We start from the raw sequence: 26,178 nt of genomic DNA on the forward strand, positions 1-26,178 counted from the left end.
ACTTTCCGTCCATTGAAAGCGCGGTGCAGGCCCCCATCTGCATTGGAATCGTCGGCACGCATGCCCCGCACGCCCGCGCGGCGTCTGGCACACTGACGATTCGATTCGCGTGCGATGTGTCCGCACGCTCGCACCCTATTTCAACGCTCCGATGGACGTCACAGCTCCCCACCCCGCCGCCCGTGCGCTCGACGTGTTCCACCCGGCCGTCGCCGCGTGGTTCACGCGCACGTTCGCCGTGCCGACCGGCGCGCAGGCGCTCGCGTGGCCGCACATCAAGGCCGGCCGCTCGACGCTCGTCGCCGCGCCGACCGGCTCGGGCAAGACGCTCACCGCGTTCCTGTGCGCGCTCGACGAACTGGTGCGCGATGCGCTCGCGCACGACGGCACGCTGCCCGACGCGACGCTGGTCGTCTACGTATCGCCGCTGAAGGCGCTGTCGAACGACATCCACGTGAACCTCGACGCGCCGCTCGCCGGCATCGCCGAATCGCTCGCGCAGCTCGGCCTGCCGGTGCCGGCGATCCGCACCGCGGTACGCACCGGCGACACGACGCAGGCCGAGCGCGCCGCGCTGCGCAAGCGCGCGCCGCACATCCTCGTCACGACACCCGAATCGCTGTACGTACTGCTGTCGTCCACGTCGGGGCGGCAGATGCTGTCGAACGTGCGCTCGGTCATCGTCGACGAAATCCATGCGCTTGCGTCGTCCAAGCGCGGCAGCCATCTCGCGCTGTCGCTCGAGCGCCTCGACGCGCTGGTCGGCCGCGCGCTGCCGCGCATCGGGCTGTCGGCCACGCAAAAGCCGATCGACGCGGTCGCGCGCTTTCTCGTCGGCGGGCCGGCCGACTCGCCGCGCGACTGCGCGATCGTCGACACCGGCCACACGCGCGAGCGCGATCTCGCGCTCGAACTGCCGAACGTGCCGCTCGAACCGGTGATGGCGACCGACGTATGGGAACAGGTGTACGACCGCATCGCCGGGCTCGCGGCCGCGCATCGCACGACGCTGGTGTTCGTCAACACGCGGCGCACGGCCGAGCGCATGGCGCGCCATCTCGCCGACCGGCTCGGCAAGGACGCGATCGCCGCGCATCACGGCAGTCTCGCGAAGGAGCACCGCTTCGACGCCGAGCAGCGCCTGAAGCGCGGCGAACTGAAGCTGCTCGTCGCGACCGCGTCGCTCGAACTCGGCATCGACATCGGCGACGTCGATCTCGTCTGCCAGGTCGGCTCGCCGCGCGGCATCGCGCCGTTCCTGCAGCGCGTCGGCCGCTCGGGGCACCATGTCGGCGGCGTGCCGAAGGGGCGGCTCTTTCCGCTGTCGCGCGACGAACTGGTCGAATGCGCGGCGCTGCTCGACTGCGTGCGACGCGGCGAACTCGATGCGCTGCGGATTCCGGAAGCGCCGCTCGACGTGCTCGCGCAGCAGATCGTCGCCGAAGTCGCGTGCACGGAGTGGCAGGAGGACGCGCTGTACGCGAGCTTCACGCGCGCCGCGCCGTATGCGCGGCTGGCGCGCGAACGCTTCGACGAAGTGATGAAGATGCTCGCCGAGGGATTCACGAGCCGTCGCGGCGTGCGCGGCGCGTACCTGCACCGCGACGTGGTCGGCGGCACGGTGCGCGGCCGCCGCAACGCGATGATGACCGCGACCACCTCCGGCGGCACGATCCCCGACATGGCCGACTACGCGGTGCTGCTCGAACCGCAGGGCATCCAGGTCGGCACCGTCAACGAGGATTTCGCGGTCGAGAGCCTGGCCGGCGACGTGTTCCAGCTCGGCAATCAGTCGTACCGGATCATTCGCGTGGAAACGGGCCGCGTGCGCGTGGAGGACGCGCAGGGGCAATCGCCGGGCATTCCGTTCTGGCTCGGCGAAGGACTCGGGCGCAGCGACGAGCTGTCGGCGGCGGTCGGCCGGCTGCGCGCGCGGCTCGACGCGCTGTTCGCCGAAGGCGACCGGCAGGCCGGCGCCGCCGGGCGCAAGCGCGCGGGCGGCAACACGGTGAGCAATGCGAAAGCGGAAGCCGACGCACAAGCCTCAACCGCCACCGCGCTCGCCCCCAGCGACAGCCGCCTCGCGCCCGCATTGCGCTGGCTCGTCGACGATCTCCGGCTGTCGCCCGACGCCGCGCGCCAGATCGCCGACTACCTCGCCCGCACCCGCGCCGCGCTCGGCGCATTGCCGACGCAGGACACGCTCGTGATGGAGCGCTTCTTCGACGAATCGGGCGGCACGCAGCTCGTGATCCATTCGCCGTTCGGCAGCCGGATCAACCGCGCCTGGGGGCTCGCGTTGCGCAAGCGCTTCTGCCGCAGCTTCAACTTCGAATTGCAGGCCGCCGCGACCGACGACGCGATCATCCTGTCGCTGTCGCTCGCGCACAGCTTCGCGCTCGACGAAGTGTGGCGCTACCTGCGTTCGGCCAGCGCCGAACACGTGCTGATCCAGGCGCTGCTCGACGCGCCGATGTTCGGCGTGCGCTGGCGCTGGAACGCGACCACCGCGCTCGCGCTGCCGCGCTTCACCGGCGGCCGGCGCACCGCGCCGCAACTGCAGCGGATGAAGAGCGACGACCTGCTCGCGACGGTGTTCCCCGATCAGGTCGCGTGCCTCGAGAACATCGTCGGCGAACGCGAGATTCCGCATCACCCGCTCGTCGACCAGACGCTCGACGATTGCCTGCACGACGCGATGGACACCGACGGCTGGCTCGCGCTGCTGCGCCGGATCGAAAGCGGCGCGATCGAGCTCGTCGCGCGCGACTTGCCCGCGCCGTCCCCGCTCGCGGCCGAGATCCTGAACGCGAAGCCCTACGCGTTCCTCGACGATGCGCCGCTCGAGGAGCGCCGCACGCAGGCCGTGCAGTCGCGCCGCTGGAGCGATCCCGAATCGGCCGACGATCTCGGCGCGCTCGACGCCGACGCGATCGACGCGGTGCGCGACGAAGCGTGGCCGCTCGTGCGCGACGCCGACGAAATGCACGACGCACTGCTCACCCTCGCGTGCGTGGCCGACGGCGAGGCGCACGCGCACGCGGGCTGGCCCGAGCGACTCGCGGAACTCGCGGAACGCCGCCGCGCGACGAAACTCGCGACGCCGGGCGGTGCCGCGCTGTGGGTGCCGGTCGAGCGGCTCGTCTGCCTGCGCGCGCTGCATCCCGACGCCCCCGCGACACCCACGCTCAAGGTGCCGGCCGCGTGCGCGCAGCCGTGGGAAGCGGATGCGGCGCTCGTCGACGTGATCCGCGCGCGGCTCACCGGCTTCGGGCCGCTGACGCTCGATGCGATCGCCGCGCCGCTCGGCCTGCCGCCCGCGTCGATCGCGACGGCGCTCGCGGCGCTGGAGCGCGAAGGCTACGTGATGCGCGGCCGCTTCACGCCGGGCGCGGCGACCGACGAATGGTGCGAACGCCACCTGCTCGCGCGCATTCATCGCTATACGGTGAAGCGGCTGCGCCGCGAGATCGAGCCGGTCGAACGCGCCGATTTCATGCGCTTCCTGTTCCACTGGCAACATCTGGCACCCGACACGCGCGGCGCCGGCCGCGACGCGCTGGCGACCGTGGTCGAACAGCTCGAAGGCTACGAGGCGGCGGCGAGCGCGTGGGAAGACGCGCTGCTGCCCGCGCGGCTCACCGACTACACGGCGGGCGGCCTCGACGAGCTGTGCCGCTCGGGCAAGCTGGTGTGGACGCGCATCGGCGCGCCGGCGCGCGCGGCCGGCACGCCCGTGAAGACGACGCCGATCGTGCTGCTGCCGCGCCGCCATCTCTCTGCATGGCAGGCGCTGCGCGATCCCGATGCGCAACCGACGCTGTCCGCACGCGCCACGCAAGTGCGCGATGCGCTCGCCGCGCACGGCGCGATGTTCTTCGACGCGCTGCTCGACGATTTGCACATGCTGCCCGTCGAACTCGAACAGGCGCTCGGCGAACTGGTGTCGGCCGGCCTCGTGAATGCGGACAGCTACGCGGGCCTGCGCGCGCTGCTGAAGCCGGCCGTCAAGCGCAGCGCGACTTATGCGCCGCGCACGCGGCGCGGCGGCGCACTGATCGGCGGGATGGACGACGCGGGCCGCTGGGCGCTCGTGCAGCGTCATCCGCGGCCCGACGGCGGCGCGCCGGCGGCGAAACGCGGCCTCGCCACGACCGATCCCGACGCGCTCGAACATATCGTATGGACGCTGCTGCGCCGCTACGGCGTCGTGTTCTGGCGATTGCTCGAACGCGAAGCCGACTGGCTGCCGAGCTGGCGCGAACTCGTGCGCGTGCTGCAGCGCCTCGAAGCACGCGGCGAGATTCGCGGCGGACGCTTCGTCGCCGGGCTCGCGGGCGAGCAATTCGCGCTGCCCGAGGCCATCCCGATCCTGCGCGAACTGCGGCGGCAACCGGGCGACGGACAGTACATCTGCGTGACGGGCGCCGATCCGCTGAATCTCGCCGGCACGCTGTTGCCCGGCGACAAGGTACCGGCGCTCGCCGGCAATCGCGTGCTGTTCCGCGACGGCGTGCCCGTCGCATCGCTGGTATCGGGTACGTTCCACTACGCGCCCGACCTGTCGCCCGCCGCGCGCGAGGAGGCACGCTTGCGGCTCGCGCGTTCCTGCTGACATCGGCTGACACGCACGCGGCACCCGACTACTGATCGCCGCGCCGCGCGGGCACCCTCGTTCGGGTAGCATCGAACGATCGACCGCGCGAACTTCCGCGCGTCGCCCACACAAAACAAGACCTTCCGGAGACTGCCGCTCATGCGTTCGCATGCCGATTCGCCCGCTGCCCATCACGCGGGTTCGCTGACCATTTTCCAGGGCGCCGCGCTCTATATCGGCGCGGTGCTCGGCACCGGCGTGATCGCGCTCCCCGCGCTCGCCGCCGACGTGGCGGGGCCGGCCTCGCTGCTCGCGTGGGCCGCGCTCGTCGTGCTGTCCGGGCCGCTCGCGGCCACCTTCGCCGCACTCGGCGCCCGCTATCCCGATGCGGGCGGCGTGTCGACCTACGCGCGGCGCGCATTCGGCCCGAAGGCCGCGGCCGTCGTCGGCTGGTGCTTCTATTTCGCGGTGCCGGCCGGCGCGCCGGCCGCGGCAATGTTCGGCGGTGCCTACGTCGCCGCTGTCACGGGCGGCGGACACACGACGATCATCGTCACGGCCGCCGCGCTGATCGCCGTCGTATCGGCCGCGAACGCATTCGGCGTTACCGTGTCGGGCCGCATGCAACTCGTGTTGTCGGCGCTGCTCGTCGCGCTGCTGCTCGCCGCAGTGCTCGCATCCGCGCCGCATGCGCGCACCGCGAACCTGCATCCGTTCGCCCCGCACGGCTGGCTCGCGGTCGGCCAGGCCGCCGCGCTGCTCGTATGGAGCTTCGCCGGCTGGGAAGCGATCACGCATCTCGCGGCCGAATTCCGCCGGCCCGCGCACGACATGCCGCGTTCGGCCGGCATCGCGGTCGTGGTCGTCGGGTTCCTGTATCTGTCGGTCGCCGCCGCGAGCGTGACGGTGCTCGGGCCTTCCGCGGGCGCATCGGGCGCGCCGCTCGCCGAACTGATCGCGGGCGGCATCGGCGGCCATGCGCAGGTGCTCGCGGCGGCCGCCGCGCTGCTGCTCACGCTGGGCACGATGAACGCGTATTTTGCCGGCGCGGCGAAGCTCGGCGCGGCGCTCGGACGCGACGGCGCGCTGCCTGCGTGGCTCGCGCAGGGCAGCCAGGTCGGCGGCGTGCCGCGCCGCAGCCTCGGCGTGATTGCCGTGCTCGCGGCCATCGCGCTGGCCGCCACGACGCTGTCGGACGTCGGGCCGAAGCCGCTCGTGCTCGTGACGTCCGGATGTTTCGTGATGGTGTACGGGCTCGGCGCGGCGGCCGCGCTGAAGCTGCTGCCGCGCGGCGGGATCGCGTACCGCTGCGCGTGGATTTCGCTGATTGCGGTGGCCGGGCTGTTCGTGACGACCGGCTGGTATTTCCTGTGCCCGCTGCTGCTCGCGGGCGGCGCGTTGCTGTATCTGCAGATCACCCGAGCGCGTCGATGACCCGGCATGCGCACGCGGGCCGGCGCTCGACAACTCGCCGCGTGAACGATCTCGTCGATCCGGCCGCGCGCCGTTCGTTCGCGCCGCTCAGGCCGGCACGAGCTCGAAGCTGAGCCGTTTGCCGAGCGCGGCGGCCGCGCTCGCGAGCGTCGCCAGCGTGAGGCTCGTGTCGGTTTCGTCGAGCAGGCGATTGAGTGCGGCGCGGCTGGTTTTCATCCGCGCGGCCATCGCCGTTTTCGTGATGTGCTGCGCCTTCATTTCCTGCCCGATCTGCCAAGCGATCACGCGCTTGATCGCGGTGGCGGTGGCCGCTTCGAGGTTGCCGTCCGCTTCGAGGAAGGCGTCGAAATCGCTGCCGATATACGGATTGTTCGTGGTCGTCATGTCGTACTCCAGGTGCATGGCGTTGCCGGCTGCCCGACCGTCGGAGACGGTGCGTTCCGGCGCAACCGGGGAATTCAAATGGCGCGCGTCAGCGTTTTCAGGCGCGCGACGGTGACGTCGAGATCGTCCGACGGCGTGGCCCGCGACTGCTTGAAGAAGCCGTGCAGCAGCACCATCGTGTCGCCGACGACCGTGAACAGCACGCGTGCGCTTCGCCCCGGCACCGCAACGCGGATCTCCCACAGATCCTTCGCCATCTTCCGGACCAGCGGCATGCCGAGCGGCCAGCCGAGTTGAACGGTCTTGATCTCTTCGCCGATCGCCCTTCGCTCCGCTTGCCCGAGCGCGTTGAGCCATTCGCGCACCGGCTCGTTGCCGCGGGCCGTCCGGAAGAACCGCACGCCGAGCGTGACCTGAATCTGCTGTCTCGCCATCGTCTTGTCGTCCATCGTATCAAAAACGGTACGATATGCCAAGCACCCCGATGACGGCTACTGACCGGATGGCCGATCCCGCGGCAAGAACGGAGATCGGGTCCGGCGCATCGTCAGGCCCGATGGATCAACGCTTGTCGCGAGCAGGCTTGCGCGCCGCGCGTGGCGCCCGAGGCGCTCGCGCATCGCCGAACCGCGACCGTGCGATGTCGCGCACCGCGTCGATCAGCGTCCGCGCGACGGGCGACGGCTGCGCATCGGTGCGCAGCACGAGCCCGACCGGCTCGTCGGTGCCCGCCGACGGCAGCGGCAGGCGCGCCAGCGCGCCGGCCGACAGATCGTATTCCGCCGCATAGAGCGGCACGAACCAGACCGCGTCGTTCTCGAGCGCCAGCGCGCGCGCGACCGATACCGACAGCACCTCGATGAAGGAATCGAGCGGCGGCGCGCCGCATGCGCCGAGCAGTTGCTCGGCGGACTGGCGGATCAACGTGCCGAACGGCGGCAGCACGACCGGATAGCGTGCGAGCTCGGTGGCCGGCGCCGCGCTCGCGAGCAGCGGATGCCCGGCGCGCACGACCGCGGCGAGCGGCTCGTTGTACAACTGCTCGAACGCGAGCCCGATCATCCGTTCGGGCTCCGACAGCCGCCCGATCGCACATTCGATCGCGCCGGACTTCAGGCGCTCGAGCAAGTCGGCGTTCGCGGCCGTCGCGATCCGCACGACGATGCGCGGCCAGCGTGCGGTCAGCGCCTTCATCAAGGCCGGCGCGAGCGACGCCGCGACGGTCGGCAGCATGCCGATTTCCAGCGTCGCGGCGGCGGCCCCGCCCTCGCGCGCCAGCAGCCCGACGCCCTGCCGCAGCGCCAGCACGCACGCGTTCGCGTGCGGCATGAACAGTTGCGCTTCGCGGGTCGGCTGCGCGCCGTGCCGGCCGCGCTCGAACAGCTTCACGCCGAGAATCGTCTCCAGTTCGGCGATCGTCTTCGACACGGCCGGTTGCGTGATCGACAGGCTTTCGGCCGCCTTCTGCACGCCGCCGAGCTGCGCGACCGCGAGAAAACACTGCAGGTGACGGAATTTGACGCGGCCGTCGGCGATACGGTTGTTCATAACGGATGGTTATGCGAATGACGATGAATCGCCATTTTGCATAACTTTCCGGAAAGGCCCAAGCTTTCCGGCGACGTCAGGCATGACGCCGCAGCGCGTGGAATCCGGTCGGCTCCCAGATCCGTTTCGCGATCAGCAGCGCCGTGCCGTGCTTCTGCCCAAGCGGCGCGGACGACGACTCCGCATGCAGCGCCGCCGCCTTGCTGGCAAGCCGCCGCAGTTCCTGTTCGAGCTCCGCGGCGGCCGCGTCCGTCAGCATCCCTTGCAGGAACGTCATCGTCTCGCCCGGGCCGTCGAAGCGGCTGCCGAGAAAGTCGTCGAGCACGTGCGCATGGAAGTAGCGGCGAATCGGCCCGCCCGGCAGCCAGTCGAAATCGCGCGCGACGCGCACGCGAATCCGGTCGCCGGGCAGCAGCGCGATCACGTTCATCCGGTCGAGCATCAGCAGGTATTTCACGCACTCGGCCTGCGTGAGACGGTAGGCCGACACGATGTCCTGCACGGTCCAGTAGTTGATCGCGCAGACGGCGACGAGCAGCAGCTTCTCGTCCGACACGAGCAACGCCTCCTGCTGCTCGGTCAGCACGCGCAGGCGCGGCGCGGACGCCGACGCCTCCTGCACGAGCTCGGCGAGCGTATAGCCGAGCAACTGCGCGATCTCCACGACGCGCTCCAGCGTGAAGCGGCCGCTCGCGAACAGCCGCTTCACGCTCGTCTCGGAGACGTCGAGCGCACGCGCGACGTCCCGGTAAGTCATGCCCTGCGCCTTCAACTGGCGCTTCAGCGTTTCGATGAGTTGGGCGGTCTCGGTCATGGCGGTATCGAAAAATGATGCTCGAGGTCGAATATTAGGCCACTCGCGCATCCACATCAGCACTTTGGGTTACTTGTCTGCATAATCCGCTCCGTCCTGTCACGCAACGACGGAGCCGAAATGACCATCCGAATCGACACAGCAGCCTGCGAACCGCACCACACCGCACCGCGCGATGCGCGCGGCACCGATCGCGCGATGCCGCTCGCCACCGTGCGCACGCTGGCCGCCAGCGCGCATGTCGGCGATCTGGTGTTCATCCGCGTGCCGGCCGGTGCGCCGGATGCCGCCGCCGGTGCGAACGGCTCGGTCGAAACATCGGGCACATGGGCCAATCGCTTCGGCATCGTCGTCGATACGTCGGGCGACGAACCGGTGATCGCCGAGCCGGCGGCGTTCGCGTGGACGAAGCTCACGCCGCTGTCGCGCTTCGTCGCCCGTACCGACGGCGGACGCATCGCACTGGCGCGCCGTGTCGCGGCGGCGTCGGCCGACGCGCAGCGCCACGCGCATGCGCTGGCCGAACAGCGGATCGATGCGCTGCTCGGCAGTCGCTTCAAGCCGCGGGCGCGGCGTGGCTTCTGCTCGCGGTACGTGACCGAGGTGCTCGGCGCCGGCCACGCGGCGACACCCGCGGCCCTGCTGCGCAGCGGCGCGCTGGCGCTCGAATTCGACGGGATCGTGCTCGATCCCGGCCGTCCATGACGACGGGCACGCTCGGGGAGACCGGATAACAACGAGAACGAACGACAAAAAAACAGTGACGGGCTGGCTGGAGGGCCGTGCACGGGGTCGTCGCCGACGACGCGAAGCCCGATCGCTTTTTTCCGCCGGACAGGCTTTCTGTCCGGCGGAATTTTCATTGTGGGTAAGAACATAACGAACCGTTATGCGATTCGCGAAAAAAGGTCATTTTGCATAACTTTCCGGATTGGCTAAAGTCGTGCCATCCACTTCGCGAAAAAACCTGACAGGAGACGCCCGATGGATTCCCCCACGATCCTCACGCCGCGCGACTGGCCGTCGCATCCGGCCTATGTTCACCCCGAGTACCGTTCGTCCGTGAAGCGCGGCCCGACCCGCCCGCTGATTCCGCTGAAGGAGAAGCTGCGCGACCAGTACGCGCCCGTCTACGGCGCGGAAGATCTCGGCGCGCTCGACCACGACCTGACGAAGAACGCCGTGAAGAACGGCGAGCCGCTGGGCGAACGGATGGTCGTCACCGGCCGCGTGCTCGACGAAGGCGGCAAGCCCGTGCGCAACACGCTCGTCGAGGTGTGGCAAGCCAACGCGGCCGGCCGCTACGTGCACAAGGTCGACCAGCACGACGCGCCGCTCGATCCGAACTTCCTCGGCGCCGGCCGCTGCCTGACCGACGACGAAGGCCGCTACCGCTTCCTGACGATCAAGCCCGGCGCGTATCCGTGGGGCAACCATCCGAACGCGTGGCGCCCGAATCACATCCACTTCTCGCTGTTCGGCGATTACTTCGGCTCGCGTCTCGTCACGCAGATGTACTTCCCCGGCGATCCGCTGCTCGCGTACGACCCGATCTTCCAGGGCACGCCCGAAGAAGCGCGCGAGCGCCTGATCTCGCGCTTCTCGATGGACATCACAGAAGAAGGCTATGCGCTCGGCTACGTATTCGACATCGTGCTGCGCGGCCGCGACGCCACCCCGATGGAGCGCTGAACCATGACGACGCTGAAGCAAACCCCTTCGCAGACGGTCGGCCCGTACTTCGCGTACGGCCTGTGCCCGCAGCAATACGGCTACGACCTGAAAAGCCTGTTCACGCCGACGATCGCCGCCGCGCACGCCGAAGGCGAGCATGTGCTGCTGGTCGGGCAGGTATTCGACGGCGACGGCAACGTCGTGGGCGACGCGGTGCTCGAATTCACGCAGGTGGACGCCGCCGGCCGCTACCCCGCGTCGCGCGACGACGTCGCGAAATCCGGCTTCACGGGCTTCGCGCGGGTCGGCACGGGCACCGATCCGCAGCAGCGCTTCGTCGTCGAGACGGTGAAGCCGGGCCGCGTCGCCGCGGACGAGGCGCCGCACATCAACGTGACCGTGATGATGCGAGGGATCCTCACCCATGCGTTCACGCGCGTCTACTTCGACGACGAAGCAGCCGCGAACGCGGTCGACCCCGTGCTGAACGCGGTGCCGGCCGAGCGCCGCGCGACGCTCGTCGCGAAACGCGACGCGCAGCCGGGCCGCCCGGTCGTCTACCGCTTCGACATCCGCATGCAGGGGCCGGAAGAGACCGTATTCTTCGACGTTTGACGCATGCGGCAAGCTGCGCCTGCCACCGCACCGCCGTGTGGCGCGATACCGACCGGCATCGCGCCACACGGCGTTTTGGGTCACCTTCGATGATGCGCCGCGTCGTGATGCACGGCGGCTGCGGACGTCTGGCGTTATTGGCTTCCCGTGCCGAGATCGAACGCGCGATCGAAACGCATGCTGCGACAGCACATCAATCATGTGGGCGACACGATATCGTTTGCGCGTTATGCGGCGTATGCTTCGTTTTCCACCACGAGCAGACAGAATTGAATCGTACGAAGAAACAATGACAGGGATGATGCGCGACGCTGCCCGGCAGGCGGCCCGCGCATTTTTTCAGACAGAGTGCCTTTAAACGCGTCTGGCCGAAGTTGGCGGACGCGTATTTTTTTTGGCGCGGCGGCCCACGCAAGCGCGTGGCCTGTGCCGAATCCTAGCGACGAATCTCCAGATAACGGCTCGGCGTGTCGCCCAGAATGCGGCGAAACGCCGACGTGAACGCGCTCGCGCTCGCATAGCCGAGATCGAGCGCGACGCGCGTCACCGGCTGCCCGTCGGTCAGGCGGGCAATCGCCGCGAGCATGCACACCTGCTGGCGCCACGCGGCGAAACTCACACCCGTCTGCGCACGGAACTGCCGCGTGAACGTGCGCCGGCTCACGCCCGCGTCGGCCGCGACCCGGTCGAGATCGGCCGCGATCGACGGCGCCGCGAACAGGTGCCGGCACACCTTCGCCAGCCGCGCGTCGGCCGGCAGCGGCGCATGCAGCGACAGGCGCGGCATCGTCGCGATTTCCGCAACCAGCAGATCCATCAGCTTGCCCGCGCGACCGTCGACGTCGTACATGGCCGGCAAATCGATCGCATCGTCGATCAGTTGCCGCAGCAGCGGCGACACGCCATACACGCCGCACTGGGTGGGCAGCCCGGCCGCCTGCGCGGCGTCAACGGTCACGAATGCGTTGAGCATCGTGACCGGCCCGGTCATCGTCATTTCGTGCCGCACGCCGGCCGGCACCCAGCACGCGCGCTGCGGCGGCACCAGCCATCGGCCGTGCGGCGTCGACACGCTGATCGTGCCGCGCGACGCGAACGCGAATTGTCCGCGCACGTGCGCGTGTTCCGGAAACGTCATGCCCGCCGCAAAGTCGTTGGCGGTCACGACCACGCTCCGGGGAATGTGTTCGTAAGGATCTAGCAGCGTATTTCTCACGGCCCGAATTCCATCATCAATGACCCGATATCGAAGGCGGGTCGCCTTCGAACGATCTACGATCCGCTCCACCGTTGCGCGACCTCTCGGCCGCGACCACCGTCGTCGACGCGGCGCCGATGGCCCGCACCTGCCCGCGGCGGCACCCGCTCGCCGGCATCGACGTGCCGCGCCATGCGGGCCGCTATCCGATGAACGAGACGCCGCTCGCGCGGGTCGCGGCGATGGATGCGTTCGCCGCGACGGCCCGCCCCGTCGCGATCGGCTGACCGGCCGCGCGCCGGCGGCATCGTCGCGGCACGCATCAGCGCAGCATGAACGACATCGCCGACAGGCTGTTCAGCGTGCGCACCGTGTGCTCGACCGATGGCCCGTCGAAGCGCAGCGTCACGGCATCGACGCGCTCGAGCGACGGCAGCACGCAGAACAGGTCGGCGAGCGCGGCCGTCTGCACGCGCAGCGTGCACGCGGCCGGCGCGGGCCGATGCGCGCCGGCGCGCACGCCGGCCGACCGCGCCCGCGCGACCGTTTCGCGCGCCGCGGCCGCGATGCGCGCGCACGACGCGGACGGCGTGAGCGTCTCGCCGCTCGATGCGCCGCCGGCCGTCTTGACCGTCTCGAAACGCGCGTCCGGAAACAGCGGCTGCGTTTCGTCGGCGAATACGTCGTCGCCGGTCGCGAGCGCGACGTGCGCGCCGTATTCGCGCGCCAGCGCGCCGTACAGCCCGGCTTCGCCGAGCTCGACGCCGTTCAGCCACACCTGCGTGAATGCAAAGCTGTTGATCGTGTGCGCGAGCACGCCGCGCGTCTGCGATTTCGCGTGATAGCCGATCATGAATACGAGATCGGGCTGCTGTTCGAGGCCCGTCATCATGCCGAGCGTACGCGGCTTGCCGAGCACGACACGCGCCCGCGCATCGAGCCCGTCGGGCAGCAGGTTGCGAAAGCCGCCGTGCGAGTCGTTGACCCAGACGGCCTGCGCGCCGCCGGCGAACGCGCCTTCGATCGCCGCGTTCGCCTCGGCGGTCATCCAGCGGCGCGCGCGTTCGTATTCCGGATTGCCGGCACGCGTCTGCTCGGCGGCGAATACGCCGGCGACACCCTCGATGTCGGTCGAGATCAGGATCTTCATGACTGGGTCGGATGCCCTGCGTTATCTTCGTTGAACAAGCGGTCGAGATCGGGCACGGCGTCGCGCAGCGATTGCCGCACGTGGCCGTCGCGTCCGGCGACCGTCACCGCCTGCAGCAACGCGTCGGCGATCGCGTGCTCGACGCTTTCGGCCGCGGCCATGAACAGCGGATCGAGCGCCGCATCGGCGACGAGGGCCGGCAGCGCGATCGTCGACGCGTCATGCGCAATCGTGTACGCGGTCGAGAAGGCAAGCCCGATGTCGCCGCTGCCATGCCCGTAGACCGAGCCCGTACGGGCCAGTCCGGCCCCTGCGCGGCGCGCGAGCCGCGACAGTTGCCGCGCGTCGAGCGGCGCATCGGTGGCCAGCAGCAGGATGATCGAGCCCTGCTCGGGCGGCGCAGTGTGCGCGGCTTCGGCCGCGCGCCGTTGCGCGACGATGCGCCCGAGCGGCACACCGCCGAGTGTCAGCATCGACAGCCGGCCGAAATTCGCGAGCACGAGCGCGCCGACCTTATACGGCCGGCCGGCCGCAACGGCCACGCGCGACGCGGAACCGATCCCGCCTTTCAGGTCGAAGCACGACATCCCGCGCCCGGCGCCCACCGCGCCGCGTGCGACGTCCCGCGATGCCGCTCGGCACGCGTCGTCGTAATGCGCGGCGGTGACCGCGAAGGCCTGGATGTCGTTCAGGTACCCGTCGTTGCACTCGAACACGAGCGGATTGACGGTCGGCCAGTCGCGGCCGATCCGCGGATTCGCCGCGATCGCCGCGCGAATCTGCGCATGGGCGACCGCGCCGACGCCGAACGTATTGGTCAGCGCGATCGGCGTATCGAGCGTGCCGAGTTCGTCGACCTGCACGAGCCCGACGCTCTTGCCGAAACCGTTGATCACGGCCGCGCCGGCCGGCACCTTGCCGCGGTACACGTCGCCCGGATGCGGCTTCACCACGGTCACGCCCGTCTGCACGCTGCCGGCATCGAGCGTGCAATGGCCGACGGTCACGCCCGGCACGTCGGCGATCGTGCCGCGCGGCCCGGCCGGCAGCGTCGCCGCCCACATCGATGCAGCCCGCATCAACGGCGCTCCAGCTTCGGGTCGAGCGCGTCGCGCAGCCCGTCGCCGAGCAGGTTGAACGCGAGCACGGTGAGGAAAATCGCGAGGCTCGGGAACACCGCGATGTGCGGCGCCGTCACCATGTCCGCGCGCGCCTCGTTGAGCATCGCGCCCCACTCAGGCGTCGGCGGCTGCGCGCCGAGCCCGAGGAACGACAGGCTCGCGGCCGTGATGATCGACGTGCCGATGCGCATCGTGAAATAGACGACGACCGACGACACGGTGCCCGGCAGGATGTGCCGCATGATGATCGTCCAGTCCGACGCGCCGATGCTGCGCGCGGCCTCGACGTAGGTCATGTGCTTGAGCATCAGCGTGTTGCCGCGCACGAGCCGCGCGAACGCCGGAATGCTGAAGATCGCGACCGCGCAGATCACGTTGATCATCCCGTTGCCGAGGATCGCGACCACGCCGATCGCGAGCAGGATGCCCGGGAACGCGAACAGCACGTCGGCCACGCGCATCGTGATGCGGTCCCACCAGCCTTCGTAATAGCCGGCAAGCAGCCCGAAGAACGTGCCGATCACCGCGCCGAGCGCCACCGAAAAGAAGCCGGCGGCCAGCGAAATCCGCGTGCCCGCGACGATCCGGCTGAAGATGTCGCGGCCGAGCGAGTCGACGCCGAACCAGTGCACGGCCGACGGCCCCGCGTTCAGCGCGTCGTAGTCGAAATAGTTTTCCGGATCGAACGGCACGATGTGCGGGCCGACGAACGCGAGCACGACGAGCGCCAGCACGAAGCCGCCCGCGACGAGCGCGATGGTCTGCTTGCGGAACTTGCGCCAGAATTCGCGCCACGGCGTGCGGATCGCGGTCGGTGCGGCCGGCGCCGCGGGCTGGACAGTCGCGTTCATGCGCGCCTCACTTGAACCGGATGGTCGGGTTGATGACCGCGTACAGCACGTCGACGGTCAGGTTGATCAGGATGAATTCCAGCGAGAACAGCAGGACGATCGCCTGGATCACCGGGTAGTCGCGCATCGTCACCGCGTCGACCAGCAGGCGCCCGAGCCCCGGCCAGTTGAACACGGCCTCGACGACGATCGAGCCGCCGAGCAGGAAGCCGAACTGCAGCCCCATCATCGTGACGACCGGGATCATCGCGTTGCGCAGGCAGTGCTTGAGCACGACCATCGGCTCGTGCACGCCCTTCGCGCGTGCGGTGCGCACGAAATCCTCGTTCAGCACCTCGACGAACGACGCGCGCGTGAAGCGCGCCATCACCGCCGCGACCGCGGCGCCGAGCGTCAGCGACGGCAGCACGTAGCTCTTCCACGTGCCGTCCGGCACGACCGGCAGCCAGCCGAGCTTCACCGAGAAGATCTCCATCAGCAGCATGCCGAGCGCGAACGCGGGAAACGAGATGCCCGACACCGCGAGCGTCATCCCGAGTCGGTCGGGCCAGCGATTGCGCCAGACCGCCGACGCGATGCCGATCGCCATGCCGAACAGCGTGGACCACACCATGCTGACGAGCGTGAGCAGCAGCGTCGGCATGAAACGCTCGCCGATCTCGGTCGACACCGGCCGCTTGCTGCGCGTCGACACACCGAAATCGCCGTGCGCGATCTTCGCGAAGAAGCGCGCGAATTGCGCGGGCAGCGGCCGGTCGAGCCCGAGATCGGCGCGCACGAGCGCGACGGTCGCCTCGTCGGCTTCGGGGCCGGCCGCGAGCCGCGCCGGGTCGCCCGGCAGCAGGTGCACGAACAGGAACACCAGCACCGCGACGATCGCGAGCGTGGGCAGCAGGCCGAACAGGCGTTTGACGAGAAAATTCAGCATGGGACACCGATCGAATCAGCGCACCGGCGGCTTACGCCGCCGGCACTGCGTGGCGGGCAAGCCGCCGTCATTTCACCGAGATCTCGTCGAAGTTGAACGAACCGTCCGGCATCACGTACGCGCCCTGCAGCCGCTTGCTGCGCGCATACACGATCTTCTCCTGCACGAGGAAGATCCACGGCGCATCGGCCCAGATCTGCTTCTGCGCATCGGCATACAGCTCGGCCTTCTTCGTGCGGTCGACCGTCTCGAGCGCCTTCGTCAGATCGCCGTCGACCGCGTCGTTCTTGTAGTACGCGGTGTTGACGAGCTTCGGGGGCGCCGACGCGCCGGCCAGCAGCGGCGTGATCGCCCAGTTCGCCTCGCCCGTCGACGACGACCAGCCGATGTAGTACATCCGCACCGGCGCCTTCGCCGGATCCGGCGCGCTCTCGACCTTCGCGACGCGTTCGCCGGCTTCCAGCGCCTGCACCTGCACCTTCACGCCGACCTGCGCGAGCTGCTGCTGCACGAACTGGATCGCCTTCTGCGACGTCGAGTTGTTATACGCGGACCACAGCGTCGTCTCGAAGCCGTTCGGGTAGCCGGCTTCCTTCAGCAGCGCCCGCGCCTTCGCCGGGTCGTACGGCCAGGGCCCGAGCTTCGTCGCGTAATCGACGCCCTGCGGCACCACGCCGGTCGACGGCGTCGCGAAACCGGAGAACGCGACCTTCGCCAGCGCTTCCTTGTTCACCGCGTAGTTCAGCGCCTGTCGCACCTTCGGGTTGTCGAACGGCTTTTGCAGCATGTTCAGCGACACGTAGCGCTGCACGATCGACGGCCGCTCGACGACGTCGACCTTCGGGTTGCTCTTCAGGTCGGCCGCCTGCTCGAACGGAATGCGGAACGCGAAATCGGCTTCGCCCGTCTTCATCAGCGCCGCGCGCGTGTTGTTGTCGACCACCGGCTTCCAGTCGATCGCGTCGATCTTCGGGTAGCCCTTCTTCCAGTAGCCGGCGAACTTCTTCACCTTCAGATCGTCGGTCTGCTTCCACTCGACGAACTCGAACGGGCCGGTGCCGACCGGATGCAGCGCGATGTCGCGGCCCCACTTCTTCAGCGCGGCCGGCGAAATCATCACGGCCGACGGGTGCGCGAGCGTGTTGATGAACGCCGAGAACGGCTCGCGCAGCGTGACCTTCACCGTGGTCGGATCGACGGCCTCGGTCTTCTCGATCACGCGGAACATGTTGTAGCGCTTCAGGTGGTTCGCGGGATCGGTCACGCGGTCGAAGTTCGCCTTCACGGCCGCCGCGTTGAAATCGGTGCCGTCGTGGAACTTCACGCCCGAGCGCAGCTTGATCGTGTACGTCTTCGCGTCGGGGCTGGCTTCGTAGCCGGTCGCGAGCACGTTGACGAGCTTCATGTCCTTGTCGAAGCCGAACAGCCCCTGGTAGAACGACTTGACGACGGCCTGCGACACCGTGTCGTTCGCATCGTACGGGTCCATCGTCGTGAAGGTCGAATCCACCGCCATCACCGCGGTCTGCTGCGCGAACGCGGGCAGCGCGGCCGACAGCGCGAACGCGCCGGCGAGCGCGACGAAGCATGCGCGCGGACGAAACATCGGAAACGGATGCTGCTTGTTCATTTTGCTGGGCTCCTATCGGTGAATCGGTGACGCCTCACGGGCGTTTCGGTTTCGACTGCCTGCCGGTTCGTGCGCCGTCATCGCAACGCACGACTCCACTACTCAATACGCGCCGCCGACGCGATGCGTCGCGACGTAATGATCGGGGCCGACCGCGACGAGCGGCGCGACGAGCGGCTCGTCGCCGACCGCGCGGATCGGGCTCGGAATCTCGTCGGCCGCGAGCTGGCGCGGCGCATGCCGGCGCGCGGGGTCGGCCACCGGCACGGCGCTCATCAGCTTCTTCGTGTACGGGTGCTGCGGCGCCTCGAACACCGCGCGGCGCGGGCCGATCTCGACGATCTGGCCGAGATACATCACCGCGACGCGATGGCTGATGCGCTCGACCACCGCCATGTCGTGCGAGATGAACAGGTACGCGACGCCGAGTTCGCGCTGCAGGTCGAGCATCAGGTTGACGATCTGCGCCTGCACCGACACGTCGAGCGCCGACACCGACTCGTCGGCGATCACGACCTTCGGGTTCAGCGCGAGCGCGCGCGCGATCGCGATCCGCTGACGCTGGCCGCCCGAGAATTCGTGCGGATAGCGGCGCGCGGCTTCCGGCGGCAGGCCGACCTTGTCGAGCAGCCAGTCGACGCGCGCCTGCGCTTCACGGCCGCTCGCGACGCCGTGCACGAGCAGCGGCTCCATGATCGAGAAGCCGACGGTCAGGCGCGGGTTCAGCGACGCGAACGGGTCCTGGAAGATGAACTGGATGTTCCGCCGCAGCGCCTGCAGGTCATGCCCCTTCATTGCGCTGATGTCGCGTCCGTCGAATTCGATCGAGCCGCTCTGCGATTCGACGAGGCGCAACAGCGAGCGGCCGGTGGTCGACTTGCCGCAGCCCGATTCGCCGACGAGCGCGAGCGTCTCGCCCGCGCGCAGCTCGAAGCTCACGCGCTCCACCGCATGCACGTACCGCGACACGCGGCCGAACACGCCGCTCTTCACCGGAAAGCGCGTGACGAGATCGCGCACGCGCAGGATCGGCGGCGCGGCGTGATCGACGAGCGGCTGCGCGTCGTTCGCGGCGGACGCCGCGGTCGGGGCCGCGGCCGTCGCGCTCGTGCCGTCCACCTTCAGCAGCGGGAATTTCTCCGGCGCGTCGGTGCCCTGCATCGAGCCGAGCCGCGGCACGGCCGCGAGCAGTGCCCGCGTGTAGCGATGCGCGGGCGTCGCGAAGATGCGGTCCGACTCGCCCTCCTCGACCTTCTCGCCGCGATACATCACGAGCACGCGGTCAGCCACTTCGGCCACCACGCCCATGTCGTGCGTGATGAAGATCACGCCCATGTTCATTTCGTCCTGCAGCCCACGGATCAGTTGCAGGATCTGCGCCTGGATCGTCACGTCGAGCGCGGTCGTCGGCTCGTCGGCGATCAGCAGCGCGGGCCGGCACGACAGCGCCATCGCGATCATCACGCGCTGCCGCATCCCGCCCGACAGTTGGTGCGGATAGCGCGCGAACACGCGGCGCGCTTCCGGGATGCGCACGAGATCGAGCAGCCGCAGCGCTTCCGCGCGGGCTTCGGCCGCGCTCTTCGACTGGTGCAGCGCGATCGCCTCGCTGATCTGGTCGCCGACCGTAAACACCGGATTCAGCGACGTCATCGGCTCCTGGAAGATCATCGCGATGTCCGCGCCACGGATGCCGCGCATCGTCGCGGCGCTCGCCTGCGCGAGATCGACCAGTGCGCCGCCACGGCGCCGGAACGCGATCCGTCCGCTCGTGATCTCGCCGCCGCCGTGCTCGACGAGCCGCATCAGCGCGAGCGACGTGACCGACTTGCCGGAGCCCGATTCGCCGACGATCGCGAGCGTCTCGCCGCGATCGACGTGAAACGACACGTTGCGCACCGCGTCGAACGTCGCGCTTTCGCGGCGGAACGTGACCGACAGGTCATCGACGGCCACCACGCGCTGCTCGGGCAGCGCCAGGGCCGACGGGTTACGGCTCGAAGTCATCGCGTATCTCCTCGTGCGATCCGGTTTCAGGCCGCGTCGTCGCGGTAGATGCCGACGACCGGCGCTTCCCCGACGCGCGCGTAGCCGCGGTACATCCCTTCGGTGTTGAACGGCATCGCGACGTTGCCGTGCGCGTCGACCGCGATGATTCCGCCGCGGCCCGCCAGGCGCGGCAGCTTGTTCATCACGACGTCGTGCGCGGCGTCGGCGAGCGACGCGCCGCGATATGCGATCTGCGCGGCGACGTCGTGGGCCGTCGCGAGCCGAATGAACATCTCGCCGGTGCCCGTCGACGAGACCGCGCAGGTCGCGTCGTCCGCATAGCAGCCGGCGCCGATGATCGGCGAATCGCCGACGCGCCCCGGCTGCTTGTTCGTGATGCCGCCCGTCGACGTCGCCGCCGCGATATGGCCATGCACGTCGCACGCGACCGCGCCGACCGTGCCGTGCTTGCGGTCCGGATCGAGCGGCTCGGCGGGTTGCGGCTGCGACTGGCCGAACACGAACGTCGCCGCATCGTGATCGAGCATCGCGCCGGCCGCCGCGCGCGCCTTGACCCACTGCGCATGCCGCGCTTCGGTATCGAAGTAGTCGGGTTCCACGAGCTCGAGCCCCTGCGCGGCCGCGAATGCGTCGGCGCCCGCGCCGGCGAACAGCACGTGCTCGCTCGCCTCCATCACGCGCCGCGCGGCGAGTACCGGATTGCGCACGCGGGTCGCGCAGCAGATCGCGCCGGCGCCGAGCGTCGCGCCGTCCATGACCGCCGCGTCGAGTTCGTGCTTGCCTTCGGCCGTATACACGGCGCCGCGCCCGGCGTTGAACAGCGGGCAATCCTCGAGCATCCGCACCGCGACGGTGACGGCGTCGAGCGCGCTGCCGCCGTCGGCCAGCACCTGTTGCGCGGCCTGCAGGATCGCGGTGAGTTCGGCGCGGTACCGACGTTCGGTGTCGGTATCCATCGCTTCGCGCAGGATCGTGCCTGCGCCGCCGTGAATCGCGACGATCGCGGGTGAAGTCATGATTTTTTCGGACGGGGGGAAGAAGGGTTGGCGGCCGGCAGCGCCGCTTGCGGCTGCACGAGCCACGGCAGCAGGAATTCGGTCATCTCGGCGGCAGATTTCGCGGACCGGTGCGTGCGCAGCGCGACCGCGTCGATCAGCGCCTCGATCATCGTCAGCACCGCGGCCTCCGACGTGGCCGCGAAGCGCCGCTCGGCCTTGACGTACAGGTTCAGCGACGCGATCGGCGCGAGCGGCGATTGCGGGCCGTCGGAGATACCGAGCACGCGCGCGCCGCGCGCGGCCGCACGACGGGCCAGCTCGATCGTGTCCTTCACGTAGCGCGGAAACGCGAGCGCGATCACGAGATCGCGCGAATCGGCGGTGTACAGACGTCGCGCCGCATGCGACGGGCCGCCGAGCAGCGCGAGCGACTGCACGCTGTCATGGCAGACGGACAGTCCGTGCTCCATCAATCCGGTCAGAAACGCGCTCGACCCGGCGCCGAGAATCAGCACGCGCCGCGCGCCGACGATCGCCTCGACCGCCGCCTCGACGTCGGCCGCATCCAGTTGCGCGCGCGTGTTCTCGATGTTGGCGACAGCCTGGTCGAACACCGCATCGATCCAGACCGCGCCGCGTACGCCGGGCTCCTGCTCCTGCGCCGAACGCAGCCGCTCGACCGGCCCGAGCGTGGCCTCGAAGCCGCGCACGAGCGCCGCGCGCATCGCCGGATAGCCGTCGAAACCGAGCGCCTTCGCGAAGCGGTTCGCGGTCGCGATCGACGCGTTCACGGCCTGCGCGAGCTCGTCGATCCGCATCGTCGCCGCGCGAAACGGGTTCGCCAGCACGAATTCGCCCATGCGCCGGTGAATCGGCGTCATCAACGGCATCGCCGACGCGATCCGCTCGGCGATCGCGGGTTCGTCGTGACTGACATCGGGCGGAACGAGAGGCGTCATGCGAAGGGTTGTTGCAAGGTTCGATGAAAATGAATTTACACAATCTGATGCCAGGAAAAAAATAAATTTTCATCAGGGTTGTCACCCCCGCGCACCTTCGTCAGCCGTCCGCGAAGTCGCCCGCCCGCGCCGCACGGGCCTTCGACGGACGACGCCCTTCCGTCGCGACCCCTGTGTCGGGCGCACCGTCATCGGGAAAACCCCAAGCAAGTTCGTTCGAATGCAGATTCACGTTGACCGGATTCGCATTCGAACATAGGATGTTCGAAAATGATCAGTCGTCAGATAACATTGCAGTGTGATGACGATCAAATGTTCGCTCGAACACCGTGAATTCGATATAAACCGGTACAAACCGGCGGGCAGCAAGATCGGACATCGTACGAACGAAAACGAAACAAGCCATCCCGACGGATGGCCCTCATGGACCGGGCAGGCGCCGCGCGCCCGCCCTGCCTGACAGGAGACAGCAGTGAAGACAGTCAAGGCGTTGCGCTGGTGGATCATCGTGCTCGTGTGTCTCGGCACGATTCTCAACTACCTCGCACGGAATTCCCTCGCGGTGCTCGCGCCCGAGCTCAAGCAGGTGTTCGCGATCTCGACGCAGCAGTACTCGTACATCGTCGGCGCGTTCCAGATCGGCTACACGATCATGCAGCCGGTATGCGGGTTCATCGTCGACCTGATCGGGCTGCGGCTCGGCTTCGCGCTGTTCGCGATGCTGTGGTCGGTGGTCGGCGTCGCGCACGGCTTCGCGTCCGGCTGGCTGTCGCTCGGCATCCTGCGCGGCTTTCTGGGCCTGTTCGAGGCGGCCGCGATTCCGTCGGGGATGAAGGCCGTCGCCGAATGGTTTCCCGACCGCGAGAAATCCGTCGCGGTGGGCTACTTCAACGCGGGCACGTCGCTCGGCGCCGCGATCGCGCCGCCGCTCGTCGTGTTCATCTCGATGCGGTTCGGCTGGCAGGCCGCGTTCATGGTCACCGGCGCGCTCGGCTTCATCTGGGCCGCGCTCTGGTACACGCAGTACCGGTCGCCGGCCGACCATCCGCGCATCACGGCGCGGGAACGCACGCTGATCCGCGACGGCCAGGCCACGATGCCGCCCGTGTCCAGGCGCCGCGTCCGCGACGTCGTCACCGCCCGGCGCTTCTGGGCGATCGCGCTGCCGCGCTTCTTCGCGGAACCCGCATGGCAGACTTTCAGCTTCTGGATTCCGCTGTATCTCGCGACCGAGCGCCACATGCCGCTCACGCAGATCGCGGTGTTCGCGTGGATGCCGTTTCTCGCGGCCGACCTCGGCGGCATCGCCGGCGGCTACCTGTCGCCCTACCTCGCTAACCGCTTCAAGCTGCCGCTCGTGTGGTCGCGCGTCGCCGGCGTCGCGCTCGGCGCGGTGCTGATGCTCGGGCCGGCGATGATCGGGCTCGTGTCGTCGCCGTACACCGCGATTGCGCTGTTCTGCGTCGGCGGCTTCGCGCACCAGATGATCTCCGCGCTCGTCAACACGCTGTCGGCCGACGTGTTCGATTCCGAGGAGGTCGGCACCGCCAGCGGCTTCGCCGGGATGGCCGCGTGGATCGGCGGCCTCGGCTTCTCGCTGCTGGTCGGCGCGCTCGCGGACAAGATCGGCTATGCGCCGCTGTTCGCGTGCCTCGGCCTGTTCGACATCATCGGCGTCACGCTGCTCGCGGTGCTGATCCGCGGCCAGTCGAAGCAGGAACGCCTGCTCGCGCAGCACGCCTGAGCTCCGTTTTCACCAGGAATCGCCTTATGACTTCGCTCCTTCATCCGCCCGCGTTCCGCGTCGCCAGCCACCACGCGAACCGCGTGCTGCTCGCGTCCGATACGGGCGCCAGCATCGAAATCTTCGTGCTCGAGGACGACATCGTGCGCTTGCGCGTGCTGCCCGACGCGACGGCGCGCACCCCGCGCACGTGGACCATCGCGCCCGGCCTCGACGACGTGCCGCTCGACGGGCGCGACCGCCTCGACCTGAGCGGCTTCGCGCTGCCCCACTACGACTTCGCCGAAGACGACGACGGCGTGCGGATCGAAACCGCGCAGATCCGGCTCGCGGTGCGCCGGCAAGGCGGCCACTGCACGTGGTCGATGCGCGGCGCGGACGGCGCATGGCGCATCGTGCTCGCCGACCGCGCGACGCAGGCGTACAACTTCGGCTGGTGGGACGATCGTGCTTATCACTACGTCGCCCGCGAGCGGAGCGACAAGGTATTCGGCCTCGGCGAACGCGCGGGCGAACTCGACCGCACGGGCGCGCGCTTCGAGATGCGCAACATCGACGCGATGGGCTACAGCGCGAAGCACACCGACCCGCTTTACAAGCACATCCCGTTCTACATCACGTGGTCGCCCGATGCGCGCCAGGGGTTCGGGCTGTTCTACGACACGCTGTCGGACTGCACGTTCGACATGGGCCGCGAACTCGACAACTACCACGGGCTCTATCGCTACTTCGTCGCCGAGCACGGCGATCTCGACTACTACTTCATCGCGTCGCCCGATACGCCGCTCGCGGCCGCGCGGCGTTTCACGTGGCTGACCGGGCGTCCGGCGCGCACGCCGAAATGGGGGCTCGGCTATTCGGGCTCGACGATGAGCTACACCGATGCGCCGGACGCGCAGCAGCAGATGAACCAGTTCGTCGAGCAGTGCGACGCGCACGACATCCTGTGCGATTCGTTCCACCTGTCGTCGGGCTATACGTCGATCGGCGCGAAGCGCTACGTGTTCAACTGGAACCGCGACAAGTTTCCCGACGCGAAGGGTTTCGTGCAGCACTATCGCGACCACGGCATCCGCCTGTGCGCGAACATCAAGCCGTGCCTGCTGCGCGACCATCCGGCCTTCGACGACGCCGCGAAGCGCGGCCTGCTGATCCGCTCGGCCTCCGGCGAGCCCGCGTGGGTGCAGTTCTGGGACGAGGTCGGCGCGTACGTCGACTTCACGCAGCCGGACGCCTACCGCTGGTGGCGCGAGCAAGTCACGTCGGCGCTGCTGGAATACGGGATCGGGTCGACCTGGAACGACAACAACGAATACGAGATCTGGTCGCCCGACGCGATCGCGCACGGCTTCGGCCAGCCGTTTCCGGCGCGCGAGGCGAAGGTCCTGCAGACGATGCTGATGATGCGCGCGTCGCGCGACGCGCAGCGCGCGCATGCGCCGGCGCGGCGGCCGTTCCTCGTGTCGCGCTCCGGCGGCGCAGGCATGCAGCGCTACGTGCAGACGTGGTCCGGCGACAACTACACGTCGTGGGAAACGCTGCGCTACAACCTGAAGATGGGCCTCGGGCTCGCGCTGTCGGGCGTATCGAACATCGGTCACGACATCGGCGGCTTCTCCGGCCCCGCGCCGTCGCCGGAGTTGCTGCTGCGCTGGGTGCAGTTCGGCATCTTCATGCCGCGCTTCAGCATTCATTCGTGGAACGACGACGGCACCGTCAACGAACCGTGGATGTACCCGGAGATCACCGCGCAGATCGCGTCGCTGATCAAGCAGCGCTACCGGCTGCTGCCCTACCTCTATCACCTGCTGTGGCTGTCGACGACGCGCTACGAGCCCGTGCTGCGGCCGACCTTCGCCGACTTCCCGGGCGACGTGCGCTGCTACGACGCGTGCGACGACATGATGCTCGGCGACGCGCTGCTGGTCGCGCCGGTCGTCGATCCCGGCCAGTCCGAGCGCACGGTGTATCTGCCGTCGGGCGCACGCTGGACGTGCTGCGCGAGCGCGCAATCGTTCGACGGCGGCGCGAGCGTGACGCTGCCCGCGCCGCTCGACACGCCGGTAATGCTGCTGCGCGAAGGCCGCGTGCTGCCGCTGAACGTCGCCGAACAGCACTTCGGTGCGCGCGCCGACACGCGCGGCTTCCTCGTCGCGCCACGGATCGAGGACGGCGTCGCGTACGGCGAATGCGTCGAGGACGACGGCGAAACGGAAGCCTGGCGCGACGGCGAATACGGACTGTGGCGCATCGAGACCGGCCGCGAGGCGTCCGGCGCGCTCGGCGTGTCGGTCCGCTGGGACGGCCGCCCGGCGCGCCCGGCCGACCGTGTCGAGATCCTGTTGCCCACGTCGCTGCAAGGCCCGGTGGCCGTGCGCGGTGCGCGCGTCGAGCAGGATACGCGGGACGGCGCATGGCGCCGCCTCGTCGTCGCGTTCGACCATTGAACCGCTGAATCGCTGAGGCCGAAGCCAACCCGATCAGGCGGGCCGTTCGCGCGGCCCGCCGCCTGCCACAGAGGAG

General features: G+C 69.1%; 21 protein-coding genes. 8 read left to right on the top strand and 13 right to left on the bottom strand.

Annotated elements, in window-relative coordinates; translation table 11 throughout:
- The first annotated feature begins 151 nt into the window (after positions 1 to 151).
- Positions 152 to 4,615: a DEAD/DEAH box helicase gene (locus tag LGM42_RS03055; RefSeq protein WP_226231534.1), complete on the top strand. Its 4,464-nt coding sequence runs from the start codon at positions 152 to 154 to the stop codon at positions 4,613 to 4,615.
- A 141-nt stretch (positions 4,616 to 4,756) separates the two neighbouring features.
- Complete coding sequence (locus tag LGM42_RS03060) at positions 4,757 to 6,031, top strand: APC family permease (RefSeq protein WP_226231535.1); 1,275 nt, start codon at positions 4,757 to 4,759, stop codon at positions 6,029 to 6,031.
- Between the two features lie 87 nt (positions 6,032 to 6,118).
- Here the strand turns inward: LGM42_RS03060 and LGM42_RS03065 are convergent, their stop codons facing one another.
- From LGM42_RS03065 to LGM42_RS03080, 4 genes are all read right to left on the bottom strand, one after another.
- Complete coding sequence (locus tag LGM42_RS03065) at positions 6,119 to 6,415, bottom strand: XRE family transcriptional regulator (protein WP_006479223.1); 297 nt, start codon at positions 6,413 to 6,415, stop codon at positions 6,119 to 6,121.
- Between the two features lie 74 nt (positions 6,416 to 6,489).
- Positions 6,490 to 6,849, bottom strand: a complete 360-nt coding sequence (locus LGM42_RS03070) for a type II toxin-antitoxin system RelE/ParE family toxin (protein WP_099317895.1) — start codon at positions 6,847 to 6,849, stop codon at positions 6,490 to 6,492.
- A 127-nt stretch (positions 6,850 to 6,976) separates the two neighbouring features.
- A complete protein-coding gene (gene pcaQ, locus LGM42_RS03075; RefSeq protein WP_226222358.1) occupies positions 6,977 to 7,963 on the bottom strand; it encodes a pca operon transcription factor PcaQ in 987 nt (328 codons plus the stop codon).
- Between the two features lie 76 nt (positions 7,964 to 8,039).
- Positions 8,040 to 8,777, bottom strand: coding sequence for a helix-turn-helix domain-containing protein (locus tag LGM42_RS03080; RefSeq protein WP_059582244.1), 738 nt, complete (start codon positions 8,775 to 8,777; stop codon positions 8,040 to 8,042).
- A 120-nt stretch (positions 8,778 to 8,897) separates the two neighbouring features.
- Here LGM42_RS03080 and LGM42_RS03085 point away from each other — a divergent pair, with 120 nt between their 5' ends.
- From LGM42_RS03085 to pcaG, 3 genes are all read left to right on the top strand, one after another.
- Positions 8,898 to 9,482 carry a YiiX/YebB-like N1pC/P60 family cysteine hydrolase gene (locus LGM42_RS03085; protein WP_226231536.1) on the top strand — a complete coding sequence of 195 codons (585 nt, stop codon included), beginning with the start codon at positions 8,898 to 8,900 and terminating at the stop codon, positions 9,480 to 9,482.
- A gap of 279 nt (positions 9,483 to 9,761) precedes the next feature.
- A complete protein-coding gene (pcaH, locus tag LGM42_RS03090; protein WP_226231537.1) occupies positions 9,762 to 10,469 on the top strand; it encodes a protocatechuate 3,4-dioxygenase subunit beta in 708 nt (235 codons plus the stop codon).
- Between the two features lie 3 nt (positions 10,470 to 10,472).
- On the top strand, positions 10,473 to 11,066 hold the full coding sequence (gene pcaG / locus LGM42_RS03095; protein ID WP_060311080.1) for a protocatechuate 3,4-dioxygenase subunit alpha: 594 nt from the start codon (positions 10,473 to 10,475) through the stop codon (positions 11,064 to 11,066).
- Positions 11,067 to 11,502: 436 nt separating this feature from the next.
- On the opposite strand, the gene LGM42_RS03100 is transcribed toward pcaG, so the two are convergent.
- On the bottom strand, positions 11,503 to 12,282 hold the full coding sequence (locus tag LGM42_RS03100; protein ID WP_060311081.1) for an AraC family transcriptional regulator: 780 nt from the start codon (positions 12,280 to 12,282) through the stop codon (positions 11,503 to 11,505).
- Positions 12,283 to 12,356: 74 nt separating this feature from the next.
- Between LGM42_RS03100 and LGM42_RS03105 the strand changes: the two genes are divergently transcribed.
- Complete coding sequence (locus LGM42_RS03105; RefSeq protein WP_226231538.1) at positions 12,357 to 12,551, top strand: hypothetical protein; 195 nt, start codon at positions 12,357 to 12,359, stop codon at positions 12,549 to 12,551.
- 35 nt (positions 12,552 to 12,586) lie between these two features.
- Here the strand turns inward: LGM42_RS03105 and LGM42_RS03110 are convergent, their stop codons facing one another.
- From LGM42_RS03110 to LGM42_RS03145, 8 genes are all read right to left on the bottom strand, one after another.
- A complete protein-coding gene (locus tag LGM42_RS03110; RefSeq protein WP_226231539.1) occupies positions 12,587 to 13,414 on the bottom strand; it encodes a M55 family metallopeptidase in 828 nt (275 codons plus the stop codon).
- Complete coding sequence (locus LGM42_RS03115; protein WP_226231540.1) at positions 13,411 to 14,493, bottom strand: P1 family peptidase; 1,083 nt, start codon at positions 14,491 to 14,493, stop codon at positions 13,411 to 13,413. The genes LGM42_RS03110 and LGM42_RS03115 overlap by 4 nt, the downstream gene beginning before the upstream one ends.
- A complete protein-coding gene (gsiD, locus tag LGM42_RS03120) occupies positions 14,493 to 15,386 on the bottom strand; it encodes a glutathione ABC transporter permease GsiD (protein WP_059582264.1) in 894 nt (297 codons plus the stop codon). Before gsiD ends, LGM42_RS03115 begins: the two co-directional genes overlap by 1 nt.
- Before the next feature lie 7 nt (positions 15,387 to 15,393).
- Positions 15,394 to 16,314: a glutathione ABC transporter permease GsiC gene (gene gsiC, locus LGM42_RS03125; RefSeq protein WP_059582267.1), complete on the bottom strand. Its 921-nt coding sequence runs from the start codon at positions 16,312 to 16,314 to the stop codon at positions 15,394 to 15,396.
- A 67-nt stretch (positions 16,315 to 16,381) separates the two neighbouring features.
- Entirely contained in the window at positions 16,382 to 17,944 is a 1,563-nt protein-coding gene (gene gsiB / locus LGM42_RS03130; RefSeq protein WP_060311085.1) for a glutathione ABC transporter substrate-binding protein GsiB, read from the bottom strand.
- A 102-nt stretch (positions 17,945 to 18,046) separates the two neighbouring features.
- Complete coding sequence (locus LGM42_RS03135; RefSeq protein ID WP_226231541.1) at positions 18,047 to 19,951, bottom strand: dipeptide ABC transporter ATP-binding protein; 1,905 nt, start codon at positions 19,949 to 19,951, stop codon at positions 18,047 to 18,049.
- Positions 19,952 to 19,977: 26 nt separating this feature from the next.
- Positions 19,978 to 20,970: an isoaspartyl peptidase/L-asparaginase family protein gene (locus LGM42_RS03140; protein WP_124658066.1), complete on the bottom strand. Its 993-nt coding sequence runs from the start codon at positions 20,968 to 20,970 to the stop codon at positions 19,978 to 19,980.
- Positions 20,967 to 21,911, bottom strand: a complete 945-nt coding sequence (locus LGM42_RS03145; RefSeq protein ID WP_059639331.1) for a MurR/RpiR family transcriptional regulator — start codon at positions 21,909 to 21,911, stop codon at positions 20,967 to 20,969. Before LGM42_RS03145 ends, LGM42_RS03140 begins: the two co-directional genes overlap by 4 nt.
- A 472-nt stretch (positions 21,912 to 22,383) precedes the next feature.
- Between LGM42_RS03145 and LGM42_RS03150 the strand changes: the two genes are divergently transcribed.
- Both LGM42_RS03150 and LGM42_RS03155 read left to right on the top strand, forming a co-directional pair.
- Positions 22,384 to 23,655 carry an MFS transporter gene (locus LGM42_RS03150; RefSeq protein WP_059582281.1) on the top strand — a complete coding sequence of 424 codons (1,272 nt, stop codon included), beginning with the start codon at positions 22,384 to 22,386 and terminating at the stop codon, positions 23,653 to 23,655.
- A 26-nt stretch (positions 23,656 to 23,681) separates the two neighbouring features.
- The gene (locus tag LGM42_RS03155; RefSeq protein ID WP_226231542.1) at positions 23,682 to 26,102 is read left to right on the top strand and encodes a glycoside hydrolase family 31 protein; all 2,421 of its coding nucleotides are present in this window, start codon (positions 23,682 to 23,684) and stop codon (positions 26,100 to 26,102) included.
- Positions 26,103 to 26,178 lie beyond the last annotated feature (76 nt).

Origin of the sequence: Burkholderia sp. AU39826 (genome assembly GCF_020419965.1) — a bacterium.
Taxonomy (GTDB): Bacteria; Pseudomonadota; Gammaproteobacteria; order Burkholderiales; family Burkholderiaceae; genus Burkholderia; species Burkholderia semiarida.

What these genes read in the sequence shown, in the direction of transcription:
- LGM42_RS03070 (WP_099317895.1), bottom strand. Translation starts at nt 6,849, where the DNA reads ATGGCGAGACAGCAGATTCAGGTCACGCTCGGCGTGCGGTTCTTCCGG.
- pcaG (WP_060311080.1), top strand. Translation starts at nt 10,473, where the DNA reads ATGACGACGCTGAAGCAAACCCCTTCGCAGACGGTCGGCCCGTACTTC.
- LGM42_RS03145 (WP_059639331.1), bottom strand. Translation starts at nt 21,911, where the DNA reads ATGACGCCTCTCGTTCCGCCCGATGTCAGTCACGACGAACCCGCGATC.
- gsiC (WP_059582267.1), bottom strand. Translation starts at nt 16,314, where the DNA reads ATGCTGAATTTTCTCGTCAAACGCCTGTTCGGCCTGCTGCCCACGCTC.
- LGM42_RS03115 (WP_226231540.1), bottom strand. Translation starts at nt 14,493, where the DNA reads ATGCGGGCTGCATCGATGTGGGCGGCGACGCTGCCGGCCGGGCCGCGC.
- LGM42_RS03065 (WP_006479223.1), bottom strand. Translation starts at nt 6,415, where the DNA reads ATGACGACCACGAACAATCCGTATATCGGCAGCGATTTCGACGCCTTC.
- gsiD (WP_059582264.1), bottom strand. Translation starts at nt 15,386, where the DNA reads ATGAACGCGACTGTCCAGCCCGCGGCGCCGGCCGCACCGACCGCGATC.
- LGM42_RS03140 (WP_124658066.1), bottom strand. Translation starts at nt 20,970, where the DNA reads ATGACTTCACCCGCGATCGTCGCGATTCACGGCGGCGCAGGCACGATC.
- pcaH (WP_226231537.1), top strand. Translation starts at nt 9,762, where the DNA reads ATGGATTCCCCCACGATCCTCACGCCGCGCGACTGGCCGTCGCATCCG.
- LGM42_RS03085 (WP_226231536.1), top strand. Translation starts at nt 8,898, where the DNA reads ATGACCATCCGAATCGACACAGCAGCCTGCGAACCGCACCACACCGCA.
- LGM42_RS03135 (WP_226231541.1), bottom strand. Translation starts at nt 19,951, where the DNA reads ATGACTTCGAGCCGTAACCCGTCGGCCCTGGCGCTGCCCGAGCAGCGC.
- pcaQ (WP_226222358.1), bottom strand. Translation starts at nt 7,963, where the DNA reads ATGAACAACCGTATCGCCGACGGCCGCGTCAAATTCCGTCACCTGCAG.
- gsiB (WP_060311085.1), bottom strand. Translation starts at nt 17,944, where the DNA reads ATGAACAAGCAGCATCCGTTTCCGATGTTTCGTCCGCGCGCATGCTTC.
- LGM42_RS03110 (WP_226231539.1), bottom strand. Translation starts at nt 13,414, where the DNA reads ATGAAGATCCTGATCTCGACCGACATCGAGGGTGTCGCCGGCGTATTC.
- LGM42_RS03155 (WP_226231542.1), top strand. Translation starts at nt 23,682, where the DNA reads ATGACTTCGCTCCTTCATCCGCCCGCGTTCCGCGTCGCCAGCCACCAC.
- LGM42_RS03080 (WP_059582244.1), bottom strand. Translation starts at nt 8,777, where the DNA reads ATGACCGAGACCGCCCAACTCATCGAAACGCTGAAGCGCCAGTTGAAG.
- LGM42_RS03055 (WP_226231534.1), top strand. Translation starts at nt 152, where the DNA reads ATGGACGTCACAGCTCCCCACCCCGCCGCCCGTGCGCTCGACGTGTTC.
- LGM42_RS03060 (WP_226231535.1), top strand. Translation starts at nt 4,757, where the DNA reads ATGCGTTCGCATGCCGATTCGCCCGCTGCCCATCACGCGGGTTCGCTG.